Annotated in this window: 6 protein-coding genes; all 6 read right to left on the bottom strand. The window is 67.4% G+C overall.

The window, feature by feature from the left end:
* Positions 1-87 precede the first annotated feature (87 nt).
* The 6 genes from OG758_RS28465 to pglX all read right to left on the bottom strand — a co-directional run bounded on the left by OG758_RS28465 (position 88) and on the right by pglX (position 16,653).
* Positions 88-2,184 (bottom strand): helix-turn-helix domain-containing protein, encoded by a 2,097-nt coding sequence (locus OG758_RS28465; RefSeq protein WP_326712559.1) that lies wholly within the window; start codon positions 2,182-2,184, stop codon positions 88-90.
* A gap of 243 nt (positions 2,185-2,427) precedes the next feature.
* On the bottom strand, positions 2,428-4,575 hold the full coding sequence (locus OG758_RS28460) for a DEAD/DEAH box helicase (protein ID WP_326712558.1): 2,148 nt from the start codon (positions 4,573-4,575) through the stop codon (positions 2,428-2,430).
* Positions 4,572-5,903, bottom strand: coding sequence for a BREX system ATP-binding protein BrxD (gene brxD / locus OG758_RS28455; protein WP_326712557.1), 1,332 nt, complete (start codon positions 5,901-5,903; stop codon positions 4,572-4,574). Before brxD ends, OG758_RS28460 begins: the two co-directional genes overlap by 4 nt.
* On the bottom strand, positions 5,900-8,635 hold the full coding sequence (gene pglZ, locus OG758_RS28450) for a BREX-2 system phosphatase PglZ (protein ID WP_326712556.1): 2,736 nt from the start codon (positions 8,633-8,635) through the stop codon (positions 5,900-5,902). The genes brxD and pglZ overlap by 4 nt, the downstream gene beginning before the upstream one ends.
* Complete coding sequence (locus OG758_RS28445; RefSeq protein WP_326712555.1) at positions 8,635-12,513, bottom strand: hypothetical protein; 3,879 nt, start codon at positions 12,511-12,513, stop codon at positions 8,635-8,637. Before OG758_RS28445 ends, pglZ begins: the two co-directional genes overlap by 1 nt.
* A 420-nt stretch (positions 12,514-12,933) precedes the next feature.
* Entirely contained in the window at positions 12,934-16,653 is a 3,720-nt protein-coding gene (pglX, locus tag OG758_RS28440; RefSeq protein ID WP_326712554.1) for a BREX-2 system adenine-specific DNA-methyltransferase PglX, read from the bottom strand.
* Positions 16,654-16,749 lie beyond the last annotated feature (96 nt).

Here is a 16,749-nt window from a genome sequence, read left to right as displayed (position 1 = left end):
AAAGCTACGCCCACCGAACACAACGTCCTCGACAGAGAACTGCCGAGGACTCATGCAAAATCGGTGTTAGCGCTGTCACCTAATTGGTCACGCGCCCTCGAAGATCGCTCGAACACGGGTGAGAAGTCCAGTCCACTCGCGGGCGAGCATCGCCTCAAGCTGCACCTCGAGCTCTTGACGGGCAGCGTGCTGGAACCACTTGCGATTGTGATCCAAGATGCGCTTGCGGTATCCGGGCCCCTTCCCCCATTCCTCCGCACTATCATGCCAGAGGTGAGGATCCTGTTTAAACTGCTCTCGATAGAGAGTGACACTGGCGAGTTGAATTCTACGCAGGAGTTCTTCGTAAGCTGTAGTCAACAGTCGTGAGGCTTGTGCCAACAATTCTCCAGCTCCAGAATGAGAGACGCATAGCATCTCATTTGTGCTCGTGAATCCAGTGACCACGTCCTGCAGTGCTTCCACTGCAAGCCGACGGGCCCCGTGGCCGAGTTGGTGTGAATAACTCAGCGACCGCCACTCACCCTCGCGGTGGACTGCCGCATTCACCGTGCTGACGTGGGCTGAAGCGATTTCGTCAAGCAAGTCGTCGTGGACGTGACCATCAAACTTTACCGGTGCCGAATTCAGATCGATCCAAATAGACAGTTGTCGGCCTGCTTCGCGCTGAACTTCTTGCACTTGTTCCTTCTCGACGTTGTCAAGCAGGCTCTGAGCTTGCATCAGAACGTTACACAATTGCCTCTTGAACTCGCCGCGGGTATGCAGTACTCGCCCACGAAGGAACTCTTTAAGCCGGGCAGGATCATCTTCAAAGGCATTGAAAAAGTCGATGGGTAGATCACTCAAGCGATAGGCATTGAGCGCCGCGCTGACCTGCTCCCGCTTAAGTTCATACCCTTCCTCATTCGACTCGACGAGGAGCCCTGATTCATCTTTTACCGCCGCCGCCTCATCGGGACGCGGCAAGACGAGGACACCACAGTTTGACTCGATCTGCCTATTGTCGATCTCCCGCGCCCGCTTGAGCAAGTGCTGAACCGAAGGCCCCGGGGCCTCATTGAACCCAGAACACAAGATCGCAACCGTGTGCGGGTCCTCCAGGTGTGATTCCAGATCGGCCCGTGCAGTTAGCTGATCAATTCCCCTCGTGTCAATCATGCTAATTTCGAGGTCCTCGATCTGCACCAGATTCGGAACGATGAGATCGATGCGAGCGGGAAGGGAAAACTCTGGGTGTCGGCCATTATTAATCTGCTCAAACGTGGCCTTCATCCATTCCAGAGGGTTCGAGGCGAGCGAGGGCTGGAACCACTCTTCGCGTCGGTCCCTTCGATGAAGGCCCATCCTCGTCAGCACTTCGACCACGAGGTCTCGCTTGGACGACGTCTCGGCTGCAAGTGTCTTTGCTGGGTCCGTGCGCTTTCCTTCGGCGTCTTTAGACCTCTTTCGCTGAAGGCCTGCCATGTTGCGAATCGCGCGCTCGATCTCCCGTGGAACGGCCTGGACCGTCTCGCCATCGGTCGATTCGGTCGAGGTGTGATTCGCCTGCAGCAACTGATCAACGAAGTCAGTCACATCGGCACGGATGTCGTCGTGTGTGCGTGGTACGACAATGACGCCGTACCCGGGTCCGGTGCCGAGGTGCACCTCGCACAACGTGACGCCTCCAGCACCTGCCTCGAGAACAGGCACTGGGCGCCCCTGACGGCCTGGTACCTCAAGCGCTGTCGCTCGGCAGATTGCTGTCGACTTGCCGATTCCGATGTTGCCGATGAAGGCGATTCGGTGTTCACGACGGAGCAGAAGCTCCGCACGGTGACAGATCTCTTCGACATATTCCTTCAGTCGCTGCTGGAAGGCCGGGTGCGCGTGGGGCACGACGGAGAGTTCAGCCAAGGACACAGCGCGTTGCTCGGCCTCCCACAGTAGGTACTGATCCGGATGGTCGAGCGCCGGGCGCGGGAGGTGCTTCCAGGTCCGTTCAAGAGTGGCCGCCAATTCTGAGGCTTCCTGAGTACCAATAGCCGCCAGGAGGGCCTGGAGTTCATCGTCAGCGACGGCACGTTCGCCGGCCTCGATCCGCGAGAGAACTGCCTGACTCCAGGCAACCTGCCGAGCCAATTCTGCCTGCTTCATTCCGGTTCGCTCGCGCAGTTGAGCTAGCCGATGACCGAGCTGCACAGCGCCTACGTCTCCAGTGACCGACACAAGTCCCCCAAGATAGGTTGCAACAAGCTTTCAGCAACGTTGCTACAACCACACCAGATAGCCAATCAACTTGCCTAGCTTTGAAGGAAATTGAGGCAGATCCGCACACGGCGTGATATGGCGCCTCGAGGGAAGTCGCCCCATCGACCGAACGCGTCGTCGAAGCGGCCCACTCCAGCCCTGGCGCGCCGAAGGAACGACGGGGAGCGTCGGTGACTACTCACTGGTGAGCATGACAAAACGCACGGACTCAGCAAGGACCTTGCCGGCTCCCTCCTCGTCCCCGGTACGTGCGGCGAGGGTGGCTTCGGCCAAGCGGGGCGGGAGAGCTTCTCCAAACTTGAGGCCACGAACCGCGCTGCCGTCGACCTCGGGCAGGCACAGCCCCGTCCCTGTACCAGTGAGGGCGACCTGCCAGCCCTCACTGGTGAGGTCTTCGCGGAGCTTGATCCACTGGTCGTTGACACGCCGACGCGGGGCCACGACGGAGGCCATCGAGGCGGCCAGGGTGGCGTTGGCGCGGTGGCCGGCCCAGGTCCACCAGCGGATGTCGCCGTCGGTGTGCCGGGTGATGACTGTCCCTCCGGGGTGGACGCTGTGCAAGTACGTGTCCCGCGCCTCGGCGAGCTGGGCCGTGGCCCTCTTGGTCAGGCGCACTGGCGGGTCCTCGCCGAGGAGGACGTCTCGAGCGGCCCGGGTGAGGGCGAACGAGCGGATCCGGTCCGCGCCGAAACCGTTCCATCGGGCGCGTCCGCCCCCGTCGGTCGGTTCCACAAAGCAGCGCTTGCGGCGCCAGTCGATATACGTCACCAGCCAGTTGCGGCCCGCGAGCAATAGTTTGCGGGGGCCCTCGATCTCTTCTGTCAGCAGGTCGGGGTCGGTGCGGCCGATCTCGGACCGACCGTTAAGGACGGTGAACTCGGGCGGGGCTGTAAAAACGGCCGTCAGGTTCATGAAGTGGCGGTGCCCGTAACGGCGTTCGGCTTCCGGACCGACGAACAGCAGCCCACCGTCCTGGTCCAGATACCCCTGCTCCACGAGGTGACGTACGACGGGGGCTGCTCCCGGCCCGAAAGGCCCGATGCCGCCCCACCACTCCTGCCACAGGTTCTCGCCCACCCGGTGCTCCTGCAGGCACAGAGCCAGGAGCTGCTGGGCAACCAAGTGGCGCGGCTCGGGAGGAGCGACGACTGTTTCCACCCAGCCGCGGGACCACTGCAGGAGGAGCGCAGCCGCGGAGAGCAGGCCTTCGGCGTCGAGCGCGAGGAAGAGGCAGTTGCGTGCGGTGCCGGGGCGGCGGCCGGTACGCCCGAGACGCTGAAGGAAGGAGGCGACGGTTGCCGGTGCGTCGAGCTGGATAACTCGGTCCAGGTCTCCGACGTCGATGCCCAGTTCCAGCGTGCTGGTGGACACGATCACACAGTCTCGGGCTTCGGCGAACGCGGTTTCGGCGCGCCGCCGCTCGTCCACGGAAAGAGAGGCGTGGGACAGGAATGTCGTCACGCCCTTCAGCCGCAGTTGCTCGCCCAGCTCCTCGACGGTGCGGCGGCTCTCGCAGAAAACCAGCCTCTTCTCGCCTCGGTGCAGGGCCGCGATGACGGTGGCGGCGTTCGCGACGGATCCGACGTAGTCGAGTTCGATGTCGCCGGGGGGCGGCGCGAGGGGAGCCGCTCCGTCCGCCGGTCGTTCGCGAAGGTGGGGCGCGACCACCCGGGCCGGGCGGCGGCCGTGTCCGGAGCCCTGGAGCCACGCCAGCAGTTCGTCGGGGTTGCCGACCGTCGCGGACAGACCGATCCGCTGGAGGGGGTGGCCAACGACGCGGCTCAGGCGCTCCAGTACGGCCAGCAGGTGCCAGCCCCGGTCGTCACCCGCGAAGGCGTGCACCTCGTCGACCACGACAGCGTTCAGCCCCGAGAAGAAGGCCTGGTGGTCGACATGCGTGCTGACCAGCATCGACTCCAGCGACTCGGGAGTGGTGAGGAGGATGTCCGGGCGCTGCGCGAGGATGCGGCGCCGTTTGCCGGTAGTGATGTCGCCGTGCCAGAGCGAGGCCGTGCGGCCCAGCCAGTCCGCGTACGTCTCCAGGCGGGGGTGGAGGTTGTTGAGCAGGGCCTTGAGCGGGCACACGTAGAGCACGCTGGTGCCCTTCCAGCCGCGCCGGTTCATACGGGTGAGCAGCGGGAAGGCTGCGGCTTCGGTCTTTCCGCCTGCGGTGGGCGCCAGCAGTACCGCGTCCTCGCCGCTGAGGAGCGCCTCGACGGCCTCTTCCTGCAGGGCACGCAGGGAGCGCCAGCCGAGGGTGTTGACGATGTGGTGGCCGAGAACGGGGTCGAGGAGATCGAAGGGGTCGGCCGATTCCGTCATGGCAGATCCAGTTCGATGTCTCCCGCGCCGGTGGCCGCGCTGCGTTCGGTCTCATTCAGCTCGGAACTGCTCAGAGTGAGGGCGTAGTGGGCGCGTGGATCGAATTCCTCGAACTCGTCGACCCTGTCCATCACATCGGCGACGAGCTTGCGCAGGTACAGGCGCGGGGCGATACCGACCTTCCCTCCGAGCGACCCGGTGACCGCGCGGGCCAGTTCCCCGAGGTAAGCGTCGTCGACGCGCGCGGCCAGCCGTTCGGGGTGGCGGGCTGCCCCTGCATAGACGTCGCGCACTTTGGCGCCCAGTTCGGCCAGGGACTCCAGGTCGAAGCCTGCCAGGCGCAGTTGTACGGCGCGCGGGGAGTCGAAGCGGGGATCGGTGGTGAAGTCAGTGGCGAGGCGCTGGGCGAGAGGCGCGAGACGTTGGACGCCTTGCTGACCGTCGTAGAAGGCGGGGGTGCCGGTGATGACGAGGAACAGGCCAGGGAAGCGTCCGGCGTCGATCTCGTCGAGAAGCTGGCGGAGCGCGTTGAGGGACTTCTCGCGTACGTCGCCGCGCACCCGTTGCAGGGTTTCGACTTCGTCGAGTACGAGCAGGAGGCCGGGGTGCCCGCAGTCCCGCAGGACGGTGAGAAGCCCCTGGAGGAACCCGAGGGCGCCGAAGTGGTCGAGGTCGCCCCGGATACCCGCGGCGCGTTTCGCGGAGGCGGCCACGGACTTCTGGCCGCCGAGCCAGGCGATGAGCGCCTCGGCCCGGGCGCCGTCGCCCGCGGCAACGGCCTGGCGGTAGCCACGCAGCGCAGCGGAGAAGGCCGGTGTGGTGCGGGCGACATCGGCGAGGCGGCGCTCCAGCAGTTCGTCGACGGCCTCGGCCAGAGCGTCCTCGTCGTCCTCGGAGATGTCACCTCCGTCGAGGACTTCTTCCTCCAGCGCGTAGAACCAGGAGTCGATCACCGACCGGAGGGCGGAGGGCTGGTGGGTTGCGGTGGTGAGGCGTTCGGTGAGCCTGCGGTAGACAGTCTCCAGCCGGTGCAGCGGGGTCTCGGTCTCGGAGATCTGCACTTCGCTGACGGCGAGACCGCGCCGCTTGGCGCGTTCGGCGAGCCAGCGGGCGAAGAAGGTCTTGCCGGAGCCGTACTCGCCGCGCAGGGCGTGGAAGGCGGAGCCGCCGCGGGCGACGGTACCCAGGTCGTCGTCGAGAGTGGCTTCGAAGCGGTTCAGGCCTACGGCGAACAGTCCGAGCCCGGACTGTGGCACCGTTCCGCGCCGCAGGGCGTCGATCACGTCGCGCCGGCGTGCCGTGCTGATCTCCGAGGCCTCGGTGGTCATGCGGCGCCCCCAAGGAACTGCTGCTGAAGCAGAGACTTGTCGAGCTGAACGGTCCGCCCGGATTCGATGAGCTGGAGTACGGGGTATCCGTCGATGTTCAGCAGCCGCTCCAGGACGGTCACGAAGCGCTCCGGGTTGCGCTGCGACTTGCCGGTGGCGGCCTGTGCGGCGGCGGCCACCGCGCCCGGGGAGAGCTTTCCGCCTGCTGCGAGCAGGGCATCGAGAACTGCGGCGACGGCCTTCTCCGTCGGGGCGAGACGGACGAACTCACGCTGCGCCTTGAACAGGGTGGACTGCACGGCCTGTTCGCCGAGCGTGCCCTGTCCGGGCAGCATGAAGATGCCTTCGCCCTGCGGGGCCTGCGCCGTCTTCCTTCCGCGCGGCTTTTCTGCGGGGGCTGCGGAGCCGGCCGGCACGGGCGCGGCGTCGCCGCCGCCTCGCCACCAGTTCGGAGCGGTGCGTTCCGCGGGCAGCAGTGTCCAGCCGGCCGGGATCAGTTCGGCGGACGGGACGACGGTGATCACGGGAACGGTGACCTCTGCGAGAGCGGCACCGCCGTGGTATCCGGCCTGTCTGCCGGTGTAGCGCAGATCGTCCCGCCAGGCGGCGATGATCTGTCCGCCGCCCGCGAGGACACGGGGGCCTGCCAGTGTGATCTCCCCCTGCTGCGGGGTACCGGTGCGCCAGCGGGCGCCTCCCACCCCTTCTGCATCGGTCTGCTGGTAGCCGCGCGGGGTGCGGTCCAGGACATGGCCGTGGTCGGAGACGAGGACGACGGGGCGGCCGTAGTCGCGTGCCGCGTTGAGCAGGTCGGAGAGTTTGGCGATGTCGCCGATGTTCCACCGGCCGCGGGCGCCTTCGCGGCCGTCTGCCAGCGCGTCGTCGATGGTGTTGACGACGACGGCGACGACGGCGTCGGACGCGAGGGTGTCCAGCAGTTCGGGGGCCAGGCGGTGTCCCGGTGGTCCTTCGTAGCCGCCCTTGTGGAAGAGGTGGGCGACACGGTGACGCTTGCGCCAGAACGTGACGAACCCGGTGCGTTCCACGCTCTGCCCGCCCTGGGCTGGTTCGCCGCTCAGGAGTGATGCCCTGCTGATCGTGGTGAGGGACGGCAGCATGGATACGGCCGCTTGGCGGGCCGCCTCCTTGCCGGGGCGTGGCTTGGGGATCACTTCGGTCCACACCCTGCGGTCCAGTTCACCGGCGAGCTGGACGGCGACGTCCGCGCTCATGCCGTCGAGCACGAGGATGAGCGGCCGGCCTCCGTCGCGGGCGAGCGGCGCCACTGCTTCGGCGAGCACGTTCTCGATGAGGAGCGCGCCCCCGGTCGACTGCTGGGACGCGATCTCCGTCCAGTCGGCGAGGGTGTGGGCGAATTCCTCGTCGAGGAGGGTGCGCCGCTCGCGGACTGCCCCTATCAGCCGGTGGTAGGCCTCGCCGACGGCGGTGTCGAGTGAAGTGTCGCCCTCGGACAGGATTCCGACGGCCAGGTCGGCCCAGCCCGCCGAGGCCATGTGCTCCTGCACGGCCTGGCCCGTCGACCCCGTCTTCGCCATCGGTGCGTTGAGCCAGCGCACCAGGCGTACGGCGGTGCGTGCCATGTCCGTGGACTCGGCGTTCAGCTCGGAGAGCTGGTGTTCGGTGAGTTCACGCAGGGCGGTCTCGGCGTGCGCGACATCGCCGTCGAGGGTGGCGGCGAGTGCGCGCAGCCTGGCGCGGTAGCCGGAAGGCAGCATGCGGTCGGTGCCGATGAGCGGGCTGAGCCGGGCGTCGGCGGCGAGCTGATCGGCCCGGTCGAGTACAGCGAGGACGCGGCTGCGCGCCTCGGTCCCGTGCGCACTGTTACTTTCGGCCTGGGCGATCCAGCGGGTGACGACTCCGGTCGCGGCGTCGGCGAAGGGCCGCAACGCGTCGAAGGAGGCGAGGGCCGAGCCGTACAGGGTGCCCAGGGCGAATCCGGCGGCCTCCGCCGAGGAGGCGGCGAGCGCCGCCGATGCGAGCGCGCCCAGCGGAAGTGCGTCGGCACCTCGCTGGTCGGCGGCCAGCGCGAGGAGTGTGGGCGCGGCCGGCCCGACGGTCTCCTCCAGCCACTCGCTGAGGCCGGCTCGTTCGGCAGCCGGCAGTGCGGCGAACAGGACAGGTCCTGCGCCGGTTCGTGTCCAGGCGAAAAGCGTGTCGGCGTCGAAGTCCAGGGTGTCGGATGTGGTGTCGCCGAGTCCGAGCCGGGCGGCGAGCAGGGCCCGTACGGCACGGTCGCGGGTGAGTACGGCTCCGCTGCGCGGCCAGTGATCCGCGGGTTCGGCTTCGAGCAGGGCGTCCAGGAGCCACTTCTCGCCGGCCATCCGGGCGTCGAGATCCGCGGCGCCGAAGAGCTGCTTGACGACGTCCGCCGGGTCGACGGCGAGGGAACGCCTGCGTACGGCGTGGGCGCGTAGGTCCCAGCCGATCTGGTCGGCGGGGACCGCGCCGGTGACGACGAGGACGCTGTCGCCATCCGGGTCCTCCTGGGACCGGTGGCGCTGCCAAGCGTCGACGATGCCTAGCGGGGAGTTCTGCTCGGTGATGCGCACCTGGCGCTTGCGTCCGTTGATCTGGACGGTGAACTCGGTTTCCCTGTCCCCTCCTTCGTAGGTGGCGTCGACCAGGACCAGTCTCCGGCCCTCCGCGTGCGGGAGTTCACTCTCCAGGAGCACCTCGATGGCGCGTCGGCCGGCGGCGGGGCGTACGGCCATCAGTTGCCCTCTTCCGCGTTCTGCTCGTCGCCGTTCTTCACCGCACGCCAGATGATCTCCACCGAGGTGTCCGGGTGGATGGCGCGGAACTGCTCGATCTCCGCGCGAACGGCGCCCAGCTCGTCGCTGAGCAGTGACTCCAGCGGGGAGGGGCCGGAGGCAATGACCCGACGGGCGGACTGTGTGCCCGGGCCGGCCTCTCCCTGTGGCTGCTGGGGCTTCGGCACCGCCGGGGGGAGTGCGGGGTCGGAAGACACGGGCGGGTTCCCGTGCTGCGAAAGGGGAATCCGGTCCGGCCCGGGAACAGGGGACGGCGGCTGAGGGGCCGCTTGCTCCACATGAAGGGCCGCCTCCACGATGGCCATACCGGTCTCCGGGACGCCGCCGAGCACGGGTACCAGCGAGCGCTCGAACTCGGAGGCCCGGGCCGCCTCGGCGACCTGGGTCAGCAGCCGGCGTGCCCGGTCGCCCAGGCTGTCGTCGCGGTCGCTGAGGCGCCGGACGTTCTTGAGGACCCGCCAGGCCGCGTCGGCGTCGTCCAGGGCCTGAAGCACCGCTTCCGCGGTGGTCATGGTGTGGGCCAGGTCCCGGTCCGGGGTCTCGTAGGAGAGACCGGAGAGTTCCCGGACGAGGGCGGTCGCGTCGCTGCCGTGACGGCTGAGCCGGGCGAGCACCCCAGCGGCCTCGCGCAGCATCGCCGTACGCGGGGCGGGGGCGTCGCCGTCGAGGCCCAGCAGCGACGCGTGCTGGTCCAGTGAGGCACGGACCCCCGTCACGAAATTCTCGTACTCCGCAGCCTTGTCCCGGACCTCTTCGGCGAGCTTGTTGACGTTCCGGGCGAACAGGGCGGGCTTGGCACGGGCTCCGAAGAGCCGCCCGGCGCGGTCCCGGGCGCGGGCGTACTCCTCCTCGCTGGGCAGCGGCTGGGAGCGCAGCGCCCAGCCGGGGCCGATCGCGGCGAACTCGGGTGCGGCGGTCTCCGGGCCGGAGTGATACACCCAGGCGCGGTCATCGAGCAGCGCGTAGGCGGCGATCAGAAGGTTCGTCGTCTGCTTGTCGAGGCCGTCGTAGCCGAGGTCCTTGGTGATCCAGCCGCGGATATCCTCGACGTTGAGCGGCCCGCGTTCCTTGTGCTGGGCGGCGGCCTGCTTGATACGGGTGCGCCAGTCGGCACGCAGCACGAGCGGGCCGTCATGGACGGTGCCGAGCTCCAGGGGTTCCACGATGCGTTTGACGGTCTTCAGCTGGTGGCTGTCGACCTCCGCCCGTCCGCCTTCGTCCATGGCCCGGGTGATCCACTCCAGGGCCGTCCGCAGCTCACCCGTGGTGACGGCTTTGCGCTGGCCGCTGTGGTGGGGGCCGAAGTCGGGGTGCTTGGGGTACAGCGCGGCGAGCAACCCTCCGGCGAGGTGCAGCGCGTTGTCGGCGAACGGCTTCCCGCCCTCCGGCTGGGGGCGCGGGAAGCGGGGGTCCATGCAGAGCACATGACGCCCCTCCACCACTTCGGCGGCCCTGGTTCCGTCCTTGACCTCAGCGATCCCGTACACCTCGGCGAGCGCGCCGGTGAGGGTCCGGGTGAGGGTCTCGCGGCCGACCTCCAACTGACGGCGGGCCTTGGCCCGGTCGTCCGGCGGATAGTTGCGGGTGTAGTCGGCAAGCCGGTCGCGCTCCAGCAGGAAGTTGATCCGCATGAGCCGGCCGAGCTGGGCCTTGCGCTGCTCGGAGAAGAAGTCGGGCAGCCAGACGAGGGTGGCGGCGGTGTACCCGTCCCTGATGAGTTCGACCACGCGCTGGTAGTCGTCGGTGGGGTACTTGCCGTCGTCATCGAAGGGGTAGTCGATGACGAAGCGGATGTTGCCCGGGGTAGCCGGTGCGAACTGTTCGTCCGACAGGTCGCGCGGGTCGCGTACGTTGCCGAACACGAACTCCGCGGTGCGCCGGGTTCCGTGCCAGATGATCTCCTTCTCGGGGACGAGTTGGCCTTCCCTGACGCCGAGCTCCTCCCACAGCCTGTCCCGCAGCCACACCCGGCGCACGCCCGACCTGTCCTCGCCGGCGACGGCGTCGAGGAGGGGTTCGACGTCCAGGTCAGACAGGTGCAGGGAGAAGACGGGGTCGGTGTCGCCCTCTGCGCGCAGTTCAGTGGGGTACTCGCCCTGCAGGGCCCGCATCCGGTCGATGACCTTCTGCCCGACGGGCACGGTCCGCGACCGTACGGAGCCGTGGTTGAGGGCAGCGAGCCGGGTCCCGGTGAGGCGGCGCAGCGCGGGCACGTCGGGGGCGAGCGCGGCCAGCAGCAGGGTCTTGACGAAACGGTCGTCGGCGAGGAAGTCGGGGTGGTCGTCCCGTCCGTACTTCTCCAGCAGGTGGAGGCGGGCCTTGGCGTGGAAACGCTGGGCCGCCTCCGACTCGTGCTTCAGTTTGTCGGTGAAGGCCGCCCCGGTCCCGTCGATCAGGACGTCCCACAGGTCGCCGAGCGGGATCAGCTGCCCGAGCTGGGCGTTGGCGTTCTTCTCCAGGAGCTGCTGGACGAGCTTGAGGCCGGTCCGTTCGCGCTGGAGGGCGCCGGAGAGGGCGACGAGGACGTTCAGCAGGGCGGGCGAGAGCGGGTAGACGGTCCGGAAGTCGTCCCAGCCCGCGTGGGTGGCACCGCCGTCGTCCAGCAGGACGTCCTTCACCAGCGGGCTGAACCGGTCGACTCCCTCGAAGGCGGCGTCCAGCGCGTGCTCGTGCCCGGCCCGGGGCTTGAGCACCCGCTCCTTGATGATCTCCGGAAGGTTGCGGTCCTCCAGGTCGACGACGGTGACGCGCTCCTTGAGGTACTCCAGCGCCTGCTCCATGTTCTGCACGTCGGAGCCCAGGATGTCGGAGCCGACCAGCTGGGAGAGGTCGCGCTGGCGGGAGATGAAGGAGACGATCGGCACCGGCCGGTTCGGGTTGCTGGACTCAATCAGCTTGACGAGTTTCTGGATCTCGTCGTTGACGAAGGTCCGCTCCCGCATTCGGGCCTGCAGCCACAGGATCAGTTCGTCGAGGAAGAGCACCACGCCGTCGTAGCCGAGCGACTGGGCGTGCACGCTCATGGCACTGAGGCCGTCGTCCAGGGACACGTACGCGGCCGCGTCGCCCCGGATGCTGTCCGCGTACGCCTTCATGGGCCCGCTGACCAGGGCGGACACCAGTTGTCCCCGACGCTCGTCCCCGTCTGGCGCGGCGAAAGCCGCGTCGAGCTCCGCAGAGGTCCACGCGGTGTCGGCAACGGCCCCGATCGGGCTCAGCCCGTCCTCGTCGTCCACTGCAGGCCCGGTGCCGGTCCCGGCGGTGGGCAGCAGCCTAGCGAAGGCGTCGTCCCCGAGGGAGGCCCGCAGGTTGCGGGCGTCGGACAGCAACGAGTCCGCCTTGAACACCAGCGCCGTGGGCGCCTCGGGGTGCCGTTCGCGGACCGTCTTGACGTATCCCCCGAGCAGCGCCGAGTCCAGGTTGGCGGCCCCGACCAGGTGGTAGGGGACCATCAGGAACTTCTTCCCGCGCAGCCACTCGTCGTGCTCGGCGACCACCTCGCGCAGCCGGGGCTTGGTGCGGGTGGCGGGCTCACCGTTGAGCACGGCGTGCAGCACGCTCAGGAAGTGGCTCTTACCGGCTCCGAACGAACCGTGCAGGTAGGCGGCGTACGAGCTGTTTTTCCGCACGGCACCACGGATCAGCTTCAGCGCGGTGTCGAACTGCTCCTGCAGCTGCGGGGTGACGACGTACTCGTCGACCGTGCCTGCGGAGGACCCTGTGAAGCCCTTCGACAGTTCGATCTTGAAGTCGCCGGCGTGGATGTCCTCCTTGATGTCGAGGACGTCCCTCAGCACGATGTTGCTGCCCCTGGCCATCAGCCGCTCCCGCTCCCCAAAACATCCCGCCCGGCCGCCGCAGTCGGACACACAGCGGAGTCACGCTGTCACTCGCGTCCCGAACATCCACCCCCTCCATCCTGCCAGCTCGGATGTGCGGGCGGAGCAGTGCGGAACAGAGCGGATCAGCGAGGCGGAATAGAGCCCGAGCGATTCCCGCCAACGCCGGCACTCGACTACCCGAGCTCCTGTTCACTCAGTTGCCCGAAGGAACGGCGCTTGAGCTGTTGCAGCTCCCTCCCCAGGAGCGCCACGGAGAACGACTCCTGGTCCGCGGACAGCGTGACCGCCCCTGGAGGTGGGCGCTGTTCGTGCGGATGGCTCGCGCGGCTGACACGTCTTTACGCACATGTGGGCGGGTCCGGATTCCGGTCCCGCCCACATGTGCGTGATAAGGACTTACTTGGCGGCCTTCTTGAGGCCGCCTCGCCTCTTATCGGGGCGCCAGTCACGCAGGTCGGACTCGGAAAGGTGGCGTTCGGTACGGCCCAGGTTGAGGGCGCTCTGGAACTCCTCGGCCGGGTTACCGTCCCACTCCGCGTCGAACTCGTCGTACCACTGGTGCACCCAGGGCATGGCCTCCTGGAGACCAGCGAGAAGGGGCACGAAGCGGGGGTCATCCTTCGGCCAGCCGTCCTTCTCCACACGGTCATGGACGAGGTTGGCCAGGGTCTCGGCCTGCTCCCGGTGGTTCCAGCCGGCCCAACCGAGCAGGAGAGACTGATCGTTGTCGGTGGACGCGTCCGGGTAGGAGATGAACCGCTCCTTGGGGACATCGAGCTTTCCCCGGTTCGACCAGTAGGAGTGCCTTAGGAAGTCGGCGCCCGTGTACTTCGGCGGGACCGTGATGTCGAGCCGCTGCCCGGTACGGTCCTCCTCGCGCTGGTGCTCCCAGACCTGCTCCCACTGCACGCGCTTGCGGAGACCAGTCTCCTTGTAGCGCAGGACGCTGAGGTACGGGACGTGCTCGGGCTCGATCACAGCGGCGAGCACGGTCGCCAGGGAGGCGTCCCGCTTGCCGAGGTGGTCGGCCGCATAGATGGCGGCGACGGACTGGACGTCCTCGTCATGGCGGAGGGCGTCGGCGAGCTGGCTCACGGTAAGGGGGCGCGGGGACGTGAACTCGTCGCGCTCCTCGAACCACAGGTCCTTGCGCTCGGCAGCGTCGAGCAGCCAGGCACGCAGGGCGGCGGCTTCGCGCTTCTCCCAGGGTTCAGTAGACCAGCGGCGCTTGTATTCGGGGCGCTCGATGAGTCGGATGTCCTTGTGGGACTCGATGAGGTCGAGGCGGGCCTGGACGACGTTCTTGTAGGCGTCGGGCCATTCGGCGGGAATCTCGGTGATCGGCGTGGAGCGGTGCCTCTCGAACCAGGTGGTCTCGGCCTCCTCGTCGCGCACTCTGCGCGCTAGCGCAATCTCGAACGCACGCTGTCCGAGAGCTAGCTGTGGCACGTCGGCATCGGTCAGTTCGGCGGGCTCACGGGGGAGCGTGGTCCGGGCAACCTCTACCGGCGTGAGGAGGCCATAGGCCTCGTAGACGGTCCAGTCCAGTTCCTCCTGCACCCCCATCATCCGGGCACGGATCGCGACCTGCTCGGCCCGCGCCGCGCCGAGCGCGGCACGAGTCGGGACGGTGTCAGACGCAAGAGCTGATGGCTCGTACGTAGCTAGCTTCTGGGCTAGGGCATCGAGTTCCCGGCCATACACGAGCGGAAGTAGAGCGGGCAGCGGGAACTCCTGGAGCTTGGTTCCAGTGAATTCATAAAATCGCTCCCAATCATCGCTGGTAAATCCCCCTCCTTCGCCACGAATTCCCTTATCATGGCTCACCTGCTTCAGCCAGAAGCAGGCCGTTGAGGAATTCAGAACCCCCAGCAGCTCCAGATACTGCTCCTCACTAGCCCCCTCAGGAAACTTGACGACTGGCGCGGTACGAATACACGCTACTTCATTTTGAACGAGCGAGAAATTGTTATGCGTAGAAACAAACGGGTAGGTCAGGAAAATGGGAGGCTTCAACCTTCGGAAATAAAACTCCCGGAATTCCATCCACGAGATGCCCTCAATATCCTGCACCGCGATACCGAAACGTTTTCGTGAATTGAGAGTGGCTCGCGTTCGCCACAGGCGGCGGTACATCGGGTGCTTGTCACCGAAAGCGACTGGCTCAAAATCATCATCATAGGGCCACAGGACTACATCCTCCGAGCGGACACCAAAGTCACGGACAAGCTCGCCGGAAACCAGCGCGCGAGAGGGGAGCTCGGGCTCCCGGGCGACCGTTGCCCGGGGAACGACGAAGGAATCGTCGTCGCCTGTGATGCTGACGAACCCCAAATCGTCGGTGAGGGCAATGAGCCGACGTTCGGCAGCAGAGCCGATCTTCTCGAAGAGGCCGCCTGCGCCACCTCCAGACAGCGACCATGGAAAGACTGCAAGACGGCGCCTCTCCAAGTCCTCCACCGAAACCCAATCCGACTCGCTCCCCGCCCTCCCCACCTGCTTAACGATCGCCTGCCACACCAGCCCCCGCGCCGCATCATCCGGCTGACTCGGCTCCCCCCGCACGCCCAGCACGGCCCGGATCTTGTCCGCCTGCAACTGGTTCTGGTTCCGCCCAGCCAGAATGGCCGTCGGCGTCCCGTGCCCCGGGATAAAGGCCCCCGACGTGTCGATCACGTGCGTCAGGTCCACCTTCGGGAAGAACTCCTCGATCAGCTTCTTCCCGAACTCCCGCTTCATGAAAGAGTTCGCGGTGATCTGCCCCGTGAAGCCACCAGTGCGCTCGCCACCGCCCGCCCGTACCGCAAGCTCGAAGATCCGCTGGGCGAACGGCACCGACAGGGCGTACTGGCGGTAGCAAGCGCTGTACGCAGCCTTGTAGTTGGCATTCTCCTGCTTGTCCTTCACCGTGATATACGGCGGATTCGCCACCACCACGTGGTACGTCCCCCGCCCGAGCAGGTCCACGTCCCGTGCGTACTCCTGCGCGTCCTCTGTGCGGTAGTAGAACGTCTCCCGCTCCGCGAACAGCGACTCCGTGACGCTCTCCGCCCCCCGGCCGTGCAGCAGCGAGTCCCCCACTGCCACGCGGATCGGCATCTCCGGGGCGCCGCGCAACTCCCTTACGCCGCACTCCTTCAGTGCCGCCACCAGCAGGCGGAAACGGGCGATGGACGCCGCGAACGGGTTCTTGTCCGCGCCGTGGACCGACTCCAGGGCGCGGCGGATCAGGACCCAGTCGTCCGTGCCGGGCTCCATCTCGCGCCACTTTGCCAGGACGCGCGCGAACATTCCGAGCAGGAAGTGGCCCGAGCCGCAGGCCGGGTCGATGCAGCGCAGGCCGCGGACCTCGCCGTCCGTGAGTTCGCCGTGCCAGCCGTCCGGCCTGTGCTTCCAGACCGGGTCGAGGCCGAACTCCTCAATCGCCGGGTCCAGCGTCAGATCGAGGATGAACTCCTCGACGAACACCGGGGTCTGGAGCAGGGCGTACGTCTTGCGGGCGTGCTCGGAGAGGTCTTGGTACAGGTCGCCGAGGAAGCGGGTGTTCAGCTCGGGGTCGGAGAAGTCGTAGCGGACCTCACCGTCCGCACCGCGTTCGCGCCAGAACGCCAGCAGCCGGGTCGCCGCCTCGTAGGACGGCGTGACCTCCCACAGCGGGTTGTGACGGCGGTCGAAGAGGCCGGCCGCGGTCGTGTGCTCGTCGGCGAGGGCGCCGAACGACTCCGTGAGCCAGTCGCGGTCGTTCAGCTCGGGGCTGCGCCGGAAGAAGTCGTCGTGACGGTCCTGCGCCTCCGCCAGGCGCTCCCCAGGGCCGGAGAGCCAGGCGTCGGGGGTCAGGCCGTTGTCCTCGCTGAAGCGGACGAAGACGCAGGCCAGAATCCAGGCTGCCGCGATCTGCACCACACGCTCGTCACGCCACGTCTCGTACGGGGAGCCGGTGCGTTCGGACAACAGGGCGCGGTCGTACTCGGCGTGCAGGGCCGTCGCGTACTCCTGCTCCGACTCCGTGCGCTCCCTGAGGTCCTCCTGCAGAAGCACGACCTGCCGTTGCAGGTCCTTGAGCAGGGCAGCCTGGTCGAGCGACCCGGCCCTCGTACGGTCTTCCTCGGACGACACCGGCGGAACCTCTCCCATCCCTGACGAGCCTGCCGTGACCTCACGGCATATGCGTACGCATACGCGTACGCATACGCGGAGTATGCATACCGCCAT

This window comes from Streptomyces sp. NBC_01474, assembly GCF_035918215.1.
Lineage (GTDB): Bacteria > Actinomycetota > Actinomycetes > Streptomycetales > Streptomycetaceae > Streptomyces > Streptomyces aureus.
Note: the sequence above shows the minus strand (reverse complement) of the source record. Positions and strands in the feature narration are given on the sequence as shown.